At 44.4% G+C, this 14,231-nt stretch carries 11 protein-coding genes; 2 read left to right on the plus strand and 9 right to left on the minus strand.

Annotation, left to right across the window (positions count from 1 at the left end; translation table 11 throughout):
- Window positions 1-4: 4 nt before the first annotated feature.
- The 5 genes from INP51_RS09910 to rhaB all read right to left on the minus strand — a co-directional run bounded on the left by INP51_RS09910 (window position 5) and on the right by rhaB (window position 7,507).
- Entirely contained in the window at window positions 5-1,789 is a 1,785-nt protein-coding gene (locus INP51_RS09910) for an ABC transporter ATP-binding protein (protein ID WP_193734697.1), read from the minus strand.
- On the minus strand, window positions 1,780-3,573 hold the full coding sequence (locus INP51_RS09915; protein WP_329602297.1) for an ABC transporter ATP-binding protein: 1,794 nt from the start codon (window positions 3,571-3,573) through the stop codon (window positions 1,780-1,782). Before INP51_RS09915 ends, INP51_RS09910 begins: the two co-directional genes overlap by 10 nt.
- A 323-nt stretch (window positions 3,574-3,896) precedes the next feature.
- Complete coding sequence (rhaD, locus tag INP51_RS09920; protein ID WP_193734698.1) at window positions 3,897-4,784, minus strand: rhamnulose-1-phosphate aldolase; 888 nt, start codon at window positions 4,782-4,784, stop codon at window positions 3,897-3,899.
- 45 nt (window positions 4,785-4,829) lie between these two features.
- Complete coding sequence (locus INP51_RS09925; RefSeq protein ID WP_193734699.1) at window positions 4,830-6,080, minus strand: L-rhamnose isomerase; 1,251 nt, start codon at window positions 6,078-6,080, stop codon at window positions 4,830-4,832.
- Between the two features lie 26 nt (window positions 6,081-6,106).
- Window positions 6,107-7,507 carry a rhamnulokinase gene (gene rhaB, locus INP51_RS09930; RefSeq protein ID WP_193734700.1) on the minus strand — a complete coding sequence of 467 codons (1,401 nt, stop codon included), beginning with the start codon at window positions 7,505-7,507 and terminating at the stop codon, window positions 6,107-6,109.
- 206 nt (window positions 7,508-7,713) lie between these two features.
- Between rhaB and INP51_RS09935 the strand changes: the two genes are divergently transcribed.
- The gene (locus INP51_RS09935; protein ID WP_193734701.1) at window positions 7,714-8,670 is read left to right on the plus strand and encodes an AraC family transcriptional regulator; all 957 of its coding nucleotides are present in this window, start codon (window positions 7,714-7,716) and stop codon (window positions 8,668-8,670) included.
- A gap of 37 nt (window positions 8,671-8,707) precedes the next feature.
- On the opposite strand, the gene INP51_RS09940 is transcribed toward INP51_RS09935, so the two are convergent.
- Window positions 8,708-9,397, minus strand: coding sequence for a class II aldolase/adducin family protein (locus INP51_RS09940; RefSeq protein WP_193734702.1), 690 nt, complete (start codon window positions 9,395-9,397; stop codon window positions 8,708-8,710).
- Window positions 9,398-9,681: 284 nt separating this feature from the next.
- Window positions 9,682-11,475, minus strand: a complete 1,794-nt coding sequence (locus INP51_RS09945) for an L-fucose isomerase (protein WP_193734703.1) — start codon at window positions 11,473-11,475, stop codon at window positions 9,682-9,684.
- Between the two features lie 115 nt (window positions 11,476-11,590).
- Here INP51_RS09945 and INP51_RS09950 point away from each other — a divergent pair, with 115 nt between their 5' ends.
- A complete protein-coding gene (locus INP51_RS09950; RefSeq protein ID WP_193734704.1) occupies window positions 11,591-12,475 on the plus strand; it encodes a helix-turn-helix transcriptional regulator in 885 nt (294 codons plus the stop codon).
- Here INP51_RS09950 and INP51_RS09955 read toward each other — a convergent pair.
- Together INP51_RS09955 and INP51_RS09960 are read right to left on the minus strand one after the other, a co-directional pair.
- A complete protein-coding gene (locus INP51_RS09955; RefSeq protein WP_331463440.1) occupies window positions 12,438-13,166 on the minus strand; it encodes a DUF554 domain-containing protein in 729 nt (242 codons plus the stop codon). The genes INP51_RS09950 and INP51_RS09955 overlap by 38 nt on opposite strands.
- A complete protein-coding gene (locus INP51_RS09960; RefSeq protein ID WP_193737331.1) occupies window positions 13,126-13,923 on the minus strand; it encodes a gluconate 5-dehydrogenase in 798 nt (265 codons plus the stop codon). The genes INP51_RS09955 and INP51_RS09960 overlap by 41 nt, the downstream gene beginning before the upstream one ends.
- Window positions 13,924-14,231: the final 308 nt, after the last annotated feature.

The raw sequence follows: 14,231 nt of genomic DNA on the forward strand, positions 1-14,231 counted from the left end.
TGTGTCATGCGATGTTTTTGAATTGTGCCTCGTACAGCTGATAGTAAGCGCCTTTCTTCTCCATCAGTTCCCCGTGATTGCCTGCCTCGACGATTCTTCCGTCATCAATCACAAAGATTCGGTCTGCATTTTTTATCGTAGACAAACGGTGTGCGATCACGAATGATGTCCGTCCCGCGAGCAGTGATTCAATTCCCTGCTGCACCAAAATCTCCGTATGAGTATCGATGCTTGAAGTCGCCTCATCAAGGATCAGGATTCGTGGATCGGAAACCATCGTCCTTGCAAATGCGAGCAGCTGGCGTTGTCCGATCGAAAGCCTGACCCCGCGTTCACTGATCTGCGTGTCATAGCCGTCTTCCATCTCCATGATAAACGCATGTGCGTTTACAGCCCTTGCCGCTGCGACAATCTCTTCATCTGTGGCATCCAGCCGCCCATAGCGGATATTCTCTTTAATTGTTCCTGAGAACAGATAGTTGTCCTGGGTCATAACTCCCATCTGTTTTCGCAGCGAGTTTATCGATACATCTTCCACACTCATATCGTCCACAAGAACCCTTCCTTTTGTGATATTATAAAATCGGCTGATCAGGTTTACTATTGTTGTCTTTCCGGCTCCCGTAGGTCCTACCAGTGCAATCGTCTCCCCCGGCGCTATATCGAAACTCACATCGTTTAACACCATTGTATCCGGCTCATCGGAATAGGAAAAGGACACATGATCAAAGCGTACTCTCCCCTCAATCGGCGGAAGACTCTTCACAGGTTCCCTGTCAGCGACTTCCGGTTCGGTATCGAGAATATCGAAAATTCTCTCCGCCGCCGAAAGGTTTGTCACCAATTTATTATAAAAATTCGACAGGTTTCGAATCGGTCCCCAGAACATGGACAGATACGAAGAAAACGCGACGAATGTGCCAACCCCCACATTTCCCACTCCGAGGATACGAATTCCGATAAAATACAGCAGAAAGCTTCCGATTCCCCAAGTCAGTTCAATCAGTGCACCGTATCCGTCCGCCAGACGCACCGCATCACAGAACGACTTTCTGTGCTGTTCTAACAGGGAGTCAAATTCTCCAAGTGACTCCTCCTCCGCCGTAAAACTTTGCACCACGCGGATTCCCTGAAAGTTTTCGTGAATGAATGCCGTGATGTTCGAATTTTTCTTTCTGAATATCTGCCATCTCCTGTGGGATAGGTTCTGCACCAGACACATTCCTGCAATCAAGAACGGCAGAAGAATTAAGGCAGCCATTGCCAATTTCCAGTTTTTTACAACCATGATCGCAATTACAGCGATCACAGTGAGAAAGTCCGGAATTAATTTTGTCACGCTGTCAGAGAGTACATCTTTCAGTGAATTTACATCACCGATGATTCTGGCCAATATTTTTCCAGTCGGCCTGCTGTCAAAAAAGCTGAAGCTTAAGGTCTGAATATGTTCGTAGAGCTCATTTCTAATATCCAGCAACACGTGATTCGAGATACGTGCCATCATAAACATACGGATCTTGATTCCAATCACACATAGAATATTCAAGACAATCGCCAGAATGCTCAAAGTTAAAAGTCCCTTTACATCTTTATTGGGAATCTCTATATTAATTGCCCTCTCAATCAGCAGCGGGTTTACAATTGAAACTGCAATTGTTACCAACATGACTGCCAGCACAATGATAATCTGCTTTTTATAAACCAGCAAATACTTTAATAAGCGCAACAACGTATTCTTTTTCAGTACTTCTCTTTGATACTCGTCTTCCATGGATGAATTTACTGCCATACTGCCTGTTTCGCCCCCTTCTTATTCTGTGGAATCTGATGATTCTCTATATAATTAATTGCCTTGTGATAATCCCCATACTGCGCCTCATAGGTGGAGTAATAGAACCCTTTTTCCTGCATCAGCTGCTCATGCGTCCCTCGCTCGGCAATCCTTCCGTGGTCTAACACAAGGATCTCATCAGCATTCTTTACGGCTGATATTCGATGTGCAATAATAATTTTACTTCTTCCCTCCTGTGCGGACAGTTCCTGCTGAATCTGGTATTCTGTCTCCATGTCGAGTGCTGACGTAGAATCATCAAAGATCAGAAGCAGCGAGGGTTTCGCCAGTGCCCTTGCAATACTGAGTCTCTGCTTTTGTCCTCCGGACAGTCCCACACCGCGTTCTCCCACGACAGTATCATACTGATCTGTCATTCGCTCGATGAACTCACTGGCATCCGCTTCCCTGGCGGCTTCCCGTACAGTCTCAAAATCCATAATTCCACGACTTCCCAGTCTCACATTTTCCTCAATGGAATCCGAAAACAAAAAAACATCCTGCATCACCACCGAGCTGCTTTTTCGAACCGTTTCCAGTGGCAGCTTGCGGATATCTACCCCGTCTATGAGAATTTTCCCCTCATCTACATCGTAAAAACGTTCGATCAGATTGACGATGGTGCTCTTTCCTGATCCGGTCATCCCCATGATTCCCAAAGTCTTTCCTTTGTCAAGAGCAAAACTGATGTCAGCTAGAATCTCGGCTCCGTGCATGGAAAAGCAGACATTTTGAAATTCGATCCTGCCCTGAATCTTATCAATTGTCACAGGGTTCTCCGGCCCCGAAATCTTCGGAACTTCCTGCAGAATTCTATTGATTTTCCTGTTGGATGCAATCGCTGAGGCTAGAGCGTTGCTCAGCCAGCCGATGTTTTCAATCGGCCAGAGAATGTTATTCGCATACTCCATAAATGCCCCCAGTGCACCGATTGTCATAGAGCCGGAAATCACAAGAAACCCACCGCATAAAAGCACCAACACCAACATGACTCTTGTGAGCAGTGTGATGTTCGGATCATATTTGATCAGTGTCCGGGCCTGTTCCATATTTAAGTCATAGAATCGTTTGTTGTGATTCTCAAATTTCTGAATCTCAAAGTCCTCCCGTGCAAATGCCTTCACCGTGCGTACTCCTGACAGATTCTCCTGTGCCACTGTATTCAGCGTTGCGTTCTGCTCACTGATTTCGTCGTAGACTTTGCCGAGTTTATTCTCCAACTTGATAGCCACATAGCCCACAAAAGGCATAATTGCCAGAGGCACCAGAGTCAGATAAGGACTCAGGCGAATCATACATACCAGGATGCTCACCACATTGACAACGCCTTCTATAATCAGCATCCCAACAAATCCCAGTGCATCCCATACCCTGTCTACGTCGTCTTTCATGCGGGCCAGTATCTCGCCGGTATTTGTCTTGTCAAAATATCCCATGGAAAGTTTCTGTACATGGGTAAACAGATTTCTTCTCATCTTTGAGGCAATGCCGACACTGCTGACGTCAAAAAGATATTCTTTTGTATACTGAAACACAGCCTTTCCGGCTCCGATTCCCAAAAACGCCAGTAGATACCGCATCAATAGTTCTGTTCTGCCATTCACAATCACATCATCGATGATATGTTTTGTCACAATAGGTGCACATAGATCCAGTGCAATCGCCCCAAACAGGGCAAGCATGGCGATCAGATAATGACGCCAGTACTGTCTTATGTATGTTCCGATTGGATTTTTATTCACTAAAAACTCCCTCCTTTTGCTTACAGCCTCATTCATCAATATTAGACAAAAAAATGCCGTAAAATCCACAGTATCATCCTCAAACCCATACGTATCTCCAGTTGAATATTGCACAACCATATTGCCGTCACGTATAAGCCAAGACTACTGCAAATCTTACAGCATCGTTTTATTCTGACTATATTTCCAGTCAGATCGTCTTCAATCTATAAATGGGGCAGGAAAATTGAACTTCTTGTATCTCTGTGATTTTAAAACTAATTGCTGGTTATTCATCGTTCCTACCTCCTTTTTTATTTTTGACCTTATTTTAGATTATCCTACTACCTGTTATTTGTCAACAAGTTTTTTCTTTTTTTGTAAAAATCTTGAACAAATTTACTTTTTTGTTCATATAGAAACTTTTCCGGAAGTTTTACTTTAAAGTCTTTTGCGAGATCTCTGAAGTTTTGTGGTGTGATTGTCTGTCTCTTTGTCTGGGCCATAGACAGGGTTTTCACCAATATTTCCGCAGACTTCTCCACGGTATGCATCAGTCCGAAGGTGAGATCAAAATCTTCTCCGGAGCAGAACATTCCATGATGTGCCCACACTGCAACGTCGTAATCTTCCATCAGCTTGCTGGTGGCCACCGCAATATCTCTCCCACCTGGAACCATCCAAGGAACAACACCGATACCGTCTGGAAATACAACCGGGCATTCCGTAGCCATCTCCCAAAGTTCTCTGGTAAACACCTCATCCTTCAGAGGAAGGACAAAGGTAAGTGCGATTACATTAGGGGTGTGTGCATGATAGATCACCCTGTACTTTCCAGATGTAATTCTCTTTTTCACCTCGTGATTCATCAGGTGTGACGGAAGTTCACTCGTCGGTCTCCCTCCATGGATTAAACCCCACTGTACCTGATAGTTCTCTCCTGTCTCATCTACCCGGATAATGCAGCAGCTATCCTCCGGATCCAGGATGACGTTGCGGAAATATTTCCCGCTTCCGGTCACCATAAAATATTCTCCCAAAAGGCCGGGCACGGAAGTTCCGATCTCTTTCCATTCTCCGGATTCGTCGAGTTCTTCTTTGACAGATTCAATTTCATCCGGTTTTATACGGTAGCTTAAATTACCGCCGTTTCTCTCATGCCAGCCCTGCTCCCAGCCATCATTGGCCATTCGGATAAAACTCTTTACAAAATTTGCATCTAATACTTTCATCTTTCATCCTTTCGATATCCTGTCCATGTGTCAGACAGGATATGTTTATCGTCTGCTCAAAACATCTTTTTCGTATTTTTGTACTTCGTTAAACCAGTCTTCTCGAACCGGAACGCCTTCCTGCTCGCAGTAATAATCCCAGACTGCCCCCAGCGGATAAGTCTTCATCTCTTCCTGCTGCATCATCAGTTCCGTCATGTTTCCTGAATCCTGAAGCCCTTTCAGATGCTCATTCGGACTTAAGAGTGCATACATCAAAGCTTTCTGCATGTTTCTCATGCCAACTGTCCAAGCAGCGATACGGTTGATACTCGCATCAAAGAAATCAAGGCCGATAAACACACGGTCAATGGCATTATTTCTGACAATTTCTTTTGCAATCTCCTTTGTCTCATCGTCAAACAAAACTACATGGTCACTATCCCAGCGAACTGGTCTTGTCACATGAAGTGCAATCTTGTCATGGAACAGCAGCATAGATGAAATCTTGTCGGATACCACCTCTGTCGGATGATAGTGTCCGTTGTCCATCAGCGGAAGAATTCCGTTCTTTGCCGCATAATTCATAGTAAATTCAGCAGATCCGGCTGTGTAGGATTCCATTCCAATACCAAACACCTTGGATTCCAATGTCACATATACTTTAGTCGTATCATAAGGAATTGATAAAATCTGATCCAAGGAATCTTTAAATCTAGCTCTGGGACCCATCCGATCCGCCGGCACGTCTTTCAAGCCATCGGGAATCCAGATATTCATCACGCAGGGCTGTCCTGTCTCTTCTGCAAAATACTGGGAAATACGAATGCAAGCCTGACCATGACGGATCCAGAATTGTCTGATATCCTCATCCGTGCTGGTCAATGTAAACTGCTCGGCCTTCGGATGTGAAAAAAAAGTAGGGTTGAAATCAATTCCAAGGTTTCTTTCCTTTGCATACTCTACCCATTTTTTAAAATGTTTCGGTTCTATGACATCGCGGTCACAGAATTCACCTTCGTCAAAGATTGCATAGCTGGCATGAAGATTTAGTTTCTTACTGCCCGGTACGAGTTTTAATGTCTGATCAATATCAGCCATAAGTTCTTCGGGTGTTCTTGCTCTTCCCGGATAATTCCCGGTTGTCTGAATTCCGCCGCTTAAAGGTCCGTCCTGATCGAATCCCATCACATCATCACCTTGCCAGCAGTGCATAGAGACTCTGATGTTTTTCAAAGTCCGAATCGCCTGATCGGTATCCACGCCAATCGCCTTGTACTGCTCTTTTGCCGCCTGATAGTTTTCTTTTACTGTCATTTTGCATCCTCCTGATCTTTATGTAATTACGGTTGATAAATTTTAATTGGAAATGATTTGTGCACGCAGTTTCTGGCCTCACTGATACTGTCAAATTCTTTTCCCTGCATCATCTGTGCGAGTAAATTTCCTGTCGCTGTTGCTTCCGACGGACCGGCATATACGGGCAGTCCCGTGTATTTTGCAGTCAGTTCGTTTAAATATTCGGCATTGGACCCGCCTCCCATCACATGGATCCGGGAAAACTTTAAGTTCGTAGACTCTTCAAGTTCCTTCACTGTATCCTTGTAGCAGACCGCCAGGCTGTTATAGATGACGCAGGCAATCTGGGAATCGGTTTCCGGAACCTGCTGACCGGTCTTACGGCAATACTCTTTTACTTCTTTTGTCATGCTCTGCGGTGAGAGGAAACAGTTATCATTGCAGTCTACCAGAGACTTTATGTCTTCATGTGATGCTGCCTCACAGATCTTTGCATAGCTGTATTTTTTTTCAAATTCCTTCATCACGGACTGAATCATCCAAAGTCCCATGATATTCTTCAGATACCGGAAACGATAATTATAACCACCTTCATTTGTAAAATTATGGCGGCGGCTTTTTTCGGAGCAGTCTGCTTCGTCTCTCTCCACACCCATCAGTGACCATGTTCCCGAACTGATATAAAGAACCCCCTCGTCGTTCGAAGGCACTGCCAGAACTGCAGATCCCGTATCATGTGTGGCCGGAAGAACGACTTTACACGGATATCCGACTTGCTCCCTGATTTCATCGCTCAGGTCTCCGAGATCCGTTCCTGGCTTTACAATATTTTGGAAAATTTTTCCTGGATAACCCAGACTTTTGATCAATTCATAGTCCCAGTCCTTCGTCTCAGGGCTGACCAGCCCAGTGGTGGTAGCCTCCGTATATTCCGTTGCATACACCCCACACAGCAGACTGTGAAGAAAGTCCGGTACAAGCAGCATTCTGCATGCATGTTTCAGATCTTCAGGCTGTTGTCTCTTGATCGCCATCAGCTGATAAATTGTGTTATAGATCTGCTTTTGAATTCCCGTCCGTCTATATAGTACTTTCTCTGAGATAATCTTATAGACTTCTTCATCCATTCCATCGGTGCGGTGATCTCTGTAACCCACGGTATTTCCCAGAATCTGATTATTTTTATCGAGCAGTACAAAGTCCACACCCCAGGTATCTATGCCGACACTCACCGGTATCTTTCCCTGCTCCTTGCATTTGCGCATTCCTGCAAGGATTTCTTCAAACAGATGATTGAAATCCCAGCAGAGAGTTCCATCTTTATCTGTCAGTCCATTCTCAAATCGATGAACTTCCTCGATTACCATCTTTTCCTGTTCCATATGACCCAGAATGTGGCGTCCACTGGAAGCACCTATATCAATAGCTAAATAATAACGTGCCATAAAATCCCTCCTGTCAAAGCTTATTATAGTTAATGACAAGCAAAAAAGAAAGAACATCTTTTGTCATCCTATATGACCTGATTTGCTTGTTTTTTATATGACGATGAATTACAATAATAGTATCATAGGGTCAAAAGGTCACGCATTTCATGCCCGCATGAAAAATCATGAATTTAGGACCCGCAAAACATGAGAAAGGGGAACGCATGGATCAGAAACTTTTAGATCATTTAAAACAAATTACCGATGAAGAACAGGCAATCTTAGATGGCAAACACACCATCGATCCTACACTTTATAATCTGGAGAATTCCATGACAATTGACAGCAAAAAACTTCTGGAACACGGAAAACTGATTCAGATACGTCCTCACACACGATTTGTGCATTTTCCAAAGCATAATCATAACTATGTAGAAGTGATCTACATGTGTTCTGGTCACACAGTACATATCATCAACGATGTTAGGATCAACCTGAGGGCCGGAGAATTGCTCTTTCTCAACCAAAATGCCATCCAGGAAATATATCCGGCCGGGTATGATGATGTTGCCGTCAATTTCATCATCCTGCCGGAATTCTTCGACACTCCGCTCATGATGCTTGGATCTGAAGACAGTATGCTTAGAACATTTCTGATTGATTGCCTGAAAAAAGGAAATCAGAACATCAGCTACCTTCATTTTAAGGTCGCCGACATTCTGCCTATTCAAAATCTCGTAGAAAATCTGATCTGGACGCTGCAGTATGGACTCCCAAATAAACGTAGTGTCAATCAGACAACAATGGGACTGCTTTTTCTCCATCTAACCAACCATATTGACAAGATAGAGCTTGGCAGAGATCATCTGGAGCAGGGGTTGATGTTCTCAGTATTTCAGTACATCGAAGAAAATTACAGGGATGGGAGTCTTTCTGCACTTTCTGAAAAACTGGGATATGATCTCAGTTGGATGAGCCGAATGATCAAAAAGCAGACCAAAAAAAACTATAAAGAACTGTTACAAGAAAAACGCTTAAAACAGGCTGCATATCTTCTGTCCGAGACATCCCTCTCCATCACAGACATCAGTCTGCATGTGGGATACAACAATTTCAGTTATTTCTACCGGATTTTTAAAAATAAATTTGGTGTTTCTCCAAATCAATATCGAAACAGTTGAACCACCGGATCGCTGCGCCGTGCTGATATCACAGTTTTTATTTTCCTGAGTACTTCTTATATCCCGGATGTTTTCCGGTGATTTTGTATTGCTCTCTCATAGAGATCAGACGGTCTATATTCTCTTTCGATATTTCCTGAGCCCCTCCAAGCAGATGTGCATTCAGACTAATCTGTGCGAAGAGCTCCAGTGTCTCCATCCTGTAATATGCTGTATATACATCAGCTCCGACGCTCAGAGCACCATGGTTTTGAAGAAGGAGTGCATCGTGTTCCCCAAGATATGGAGCGATTGCCTCGGGAACTTCATAGGTCGAAGGGGTTCCATAGGGAGTCACAGGAACAGATCCAAGCGTCAGAACTGTCTCAATCATAGAATAGTCATCCAGTGGTTGATTGGCCACAGCATAGCCCGTTGCCACTGGGGGATGTGCATGCAGAACTGCTCCTACATCCTCTCTTTCCTGATAGCATCTAAAATGCATCTTAATCTCGGAAGAGGGACGCAGTCCCTGTGCCCCTTCAAGGATATTTCCCTCTTTATCAATGTGCAGAAGTTTGTCCGGAGTAACAAAACTTTTGCTTATGCCCGTTGGTGTTGCCAGAAACGTTCCATCCTCGAGTTTTGCAGTGACATTTCCGTCATTTGCTGCCACCCAGCCTTTTTGCCATACTTTATGGCATACATCACAAATCTGTTCTCTGAGTTCCATATAACTGAAATCCATATTTTCTAATCCTTTCTTTTAATCAGCTTTTCTACATCATTATACATTCCGTGCATAGAAGAATCGCGAAAAACGCCAATTTTCGACTTTATTACTAAACGAATTTACTCCAATTTCAAAATGCACAAATCCGTTTTTTAAATTTATAAATCTTTGTTGACACTTTTTCCGCTAAATGAGGTATAAATAAAGTACCCCCAATACATTATATAGTTTTTGCTACACCCCATAAGAAGAAATACCTTCTCCAAGAAGACCAGCCAACCCGGCTGGTCTTCTTATTTTTATTTATACAGCGGCCCGTAGTTTTTACATGCACGATAATCCTGTCCCTCTTTATCCATGCCAAAGGCATTCCATGCGGATGGACGGAAGATCTTTTCTTCAGAAACATTATGCATGGCAACGGGGATGCGAAGTATCGAACAAAGGGTGATGAGATCTGCTCCGATATGTCCATAACTGATCGCTCCATGATTTGCTCCCCAGTTATTCATCACATCATAGGCTGTCTTGAACGCTCCCTTCCCGGTTACTCTCGGTGCGAACCAGGTACACGGCCATGTATAGTCTGTTCTCTTCCAGATAGCATCAGATACGTCATCGGGAAGTCCTACTGTCCACCCTTCCGCAATCTGCAGACACGGTCCCAGTCCTTTTACAAGATTCAGGCGAATCATAGTGACCGGCATCTCTGTCTTTGTCAGAAATCTCGATGAATAGCCCCCTCCGCGGAAATATCCCAGATCAGCTGCATTCCATGTAGTTGCCTTAAGCATCGCTTCCTGATCAGCTTCATTTACCTCATACCACGGTTTCATCACAGGATTACCGGATTCATCTTTTGATTCACCGTTGAAATCAAGGCATGCAGCACCGGAATTGATTAAATGTATAAACCCTCCTGCCTCGGCAGCTTTTCCGGTAAGTGTATAACCCGTGGCTTCTTTCACTGCCTCAGGACTCCAGTATGTGCGAACATCAGCAAATGCCTGTGCACGATTCGTCAGCAACTTCATAAAAAGCATACCCAGACCATTTAACACATCGTTCTCCGTTGCCAGTATATAGGGCTCACGTGCGCCGCACCAGTCGAACGAAGAATTCAGCATCGACTCTGAGAAATCTGCATTCGGATAGAAGTCCGTCCACTGACGCTGTCCCTGAAAACCGGCAGCTATGGCATTATGTCCTACCATCTCTTCCTCACAGCCCTCAGACAGGTTTTGGTTCCCATTCATCAAATCTTTGATGATGCACATCATCTTCACAACGAATTCCCAGTCCTGATCCTTCTCTTTGCGGCTCTTTTGCACCTCTTTTGGATTTTTGTCGAATCCCTCGATACAGTGTTCCTTTGTCCATGCAAGCGCCTTCTGAAATTCCGCTTCATCATAGATATTCTCACTCATCCTGCGGATTAGTTCCACTTCATCGACAGACTCCACACGCATTCCAAGATACGATTCAATAAAATCAGGATCAATGATAGATCCGCCGATCCCCATTGTCACAGATCCAATCTGAAGATAAGATTTTCCTCTCATGCTAGAGGCAGCAACTGCCGCACGTCCAAACCGAAGGAGTTTTTCTCTGACATCTTCCGGGATCTCTGTGGCATCTGCTGCCTGAACGTCACGCCCATAGATTCCAAACGCCGGAAGTCCTTTCTGAGCATGGGTTGCCAGCACGCTTGCAAGATATACCGCCCCGGGACGTTCTGTGCCATTGAATCCCCACACTGCCTTAATCGTCGACGGATCCATATCCATCGTCTCAGCACCATAGCACCAGCAAGGTGTTACTGTCAAAGTGATATCAACGCCTGCGTGTTTAAACTTATCTTCACAGGCGGCTGCCTCCGCCACACGTCCAATCGTCGTGTCTGCGATAATCACTTTTACCGGCTCACCGTTCGAATATCTCAGATTTTTCTCAAAAAGATCAGCAGCCATTTTCGCCATATTCATCGTCTGATCTTCCAGAGATTCACGTACCTTCAGATATCCTCTTCGTCCGTCAATCGTCGGACGAATACCGATAACCGGGTATTCCCCAATCAATCTGCTTTTCGCCATATCCTTTTAAACCTCCTAAACTTTTCTATCGTATATAATAACTCTGTTCGAGACGAATTTCTTGTGATATAATAGCAAAAAGTAGTATAATTTTCACATTGGAGATTTAATTATTATGCATTATCTTGATTACAATGAAAAGAAACAACATGGAACGAATGAATTCCCACTTGAATACTATTTTATTGACGAAAATCACTCTCGCTACCGGATGCCTTTTCACTGGCACAGGGAGATGGAATTCGTACATATTCTAAGGGGCAAGCTCCATCTGTATCTGGATGACAGGGAGTATCTGGCATCTGAAGGGGATCTCTTTCATATCGCAGGCGGCGTCATACACGGAGGTGAACCAAAAAACTGTGTCTATGAATGTGTTGTCTTTGATCCTTCCCCACTGCTCATGAATACACATGCTGCTCGTTCCTATATCAGGAAGATCGAACTGCGTCAATTTCTCGTGCAGGAATATTATACCGGTGAACATGATCCGGGAATTTTCACCTATGCAAATACGCTGTTTTCTTCTGCACGTGAAAAAGCCCCCGGATGGGAGTTAGCCACCATGGGAGCTCTATTTTCAATATATGGAACTATTTTTGATCAGTCTTATTATGAACCGGTCACATCCGACTATGTGGATCACGGCAGGATGAGCACACTCAAACCTGTGCTTGAATATATCGATGCCCACTATAAGGATGAAGTCACTCTGGAGATGCTCGCGCATGTCTGCGGAATGTCCTCCAAGTATTTTTGCCGTGTCTTTAAGGCAGTCATCCATCGAACACCCATCGATTACCTGAACTATTACCGAATCGAAAGAGCCAGTTTTCTGATGGAGACAGAGGATATCTCAGTCAGCGAAGCCGCTTACCAGTGTGGATTCAACGACAGCAGCTATTTTGTCCATGTGTTTAAGAGGTACAAAAATACCACCCCCAGCGAATACCTAAAGCGAATCAACGGAAAAGAAATCCCCGGACTGCAAACCAAATAATTGGAACCAGAAGTGACGGGAGCATATTCAGTGTCCTGCAGTCCTTAATCTTTAAGATCGACAACCCGGAACTTCCGATCAAAACTCCCCCTACAATTGATACCTCCCGCATCAGTTCCGGGGAGATGAAGTGCGATAAGGCTCCGGCACACAGATATATGCTTCCCTGCCAGAGAAACAGGACAACTGCAGCCAGTGCCATACCAATCCCGTAGGTGGAAGACAACACAATTGAGGTCACAAAATCAAGTGTTGCATTTGTAAAGAGATAGGTATTATCGGAATTCAGTGCACTTTGTATCGGTCCCAGGATAGACAGGCTTCCGATACAGTACAAGAGTATCCCTGTAGACAATCCTTGTCCCAGATTAGACTTTGAGAATTTCCCGACGAGGTTTTGAAATCTGCCTTCCAGATTCAGTATCGTACCAATCAGCCCGCCGATGGCAAGGCTTAAGATAAAGAGGACCGGGTACTTACTGTCGGGCAGATTATTAACTACGTTATTAATACCAAGCACCGTTGCTGCAAGACCCATGGCAGTGTAAAGAGCATCCTGATATTCCTCTTTGATCCCCTTCTTTACGACACTTCCGATCACGCTTCCGGCCAATATCGCGCTGGCATTTACAATCGTCCCTATCATAGGATTACTCAGGCTGTTTTCCGATATAAGCCAGAATTCCGCCATCTACATAAAGAATATGCCCGTTTACAAAGTCAGAAGCTTCTGAAGCCAAAAATATTGCCGGCCCTTTCAAATCATCTGCAGTGCCCCAGCGTTCTGCCGGTGTTTTAGCTACGATAAAGGAATCAAACGGATGTCTGCTTCCGTCAGGCTGTCTCTCACGGAGAGGAGCTGTCTGAGGTGTGGCAATGTAGCCAGGCCCGATACCATTACATTGAATATTATAAGCACCATATTCAGATGCAATGTTCTTAGTCAGCATCTTCAATCCGCCTTTTGCTGCAGCATATGCAGAAACAGTTTCCCGTCCCAGTTCGCTCATCATGGAGCAGATGTTGATAATCTTGCCATGTTTCTGTTTGATCATTCCCGGAATTACTGCCTTGGATACAATAAATGGTCCGTTCAGATCAACATCAACTACCTGACGGAATTCCTCTGCTTTCATCTCAAGCATTGGAATGCGCTTAATCATTCCGGCATTGTTGACCAGAATATCGATTCCGCCAAATTCTTTTTCGATGTCAGCAACCATCTCCTGAACTTTTTCTTCATTGGTCACATCACAGATATAACCTTTTGCGTCAATCCCTTTTTCCTTGTAATTGGCATACCCTTTTTCCAGATCTTTCTCATTGAGGCAGTTAAATATGATTTTCGCCCCTTGTGCTGCATAAGCTTCCGCAATTGCAAAGCCAATTCCATAAATTGCACCTGTTATCAGTGCTGTTTTTCCCTTTAATGAAAACATATTACTCATCTTCGTGTACCTTCCTTTCTTTTTACTGCCTTCTGGCAGTGATCTCACTTCTCCGCTTTGTTCGGGTCTGACCCCTCGCACCTCCATGATACCACGGATTGCTCTGCGCTTTGCGCTCCCGCAATCCTACAAACATTCAAATTCCGCCCTGTCGGGCTTCATTCTCATGTTTGTTCGGGTCCGACCTCCCGCACCTCCATGATACCACGGATTGCTCTGCGCTTTGCGCTCCCGCAATCCTACAAACATTCAAATTCCGCCCTGTCGGGCTTCATTCTCATGTTTGTTCGGGTCTCAAGGTTATGTTT

Origin of the sequence: Blautia liquoris, from assembly GCF_015159595.1 — a bacterium.
Taxonomy (GTDB): Bacteria; Bacillota; Clostridia; order Lachnospirales; family Lachnospiraceae; genus Novisyntrophococcus; species Novisyntrophococcus liquoris.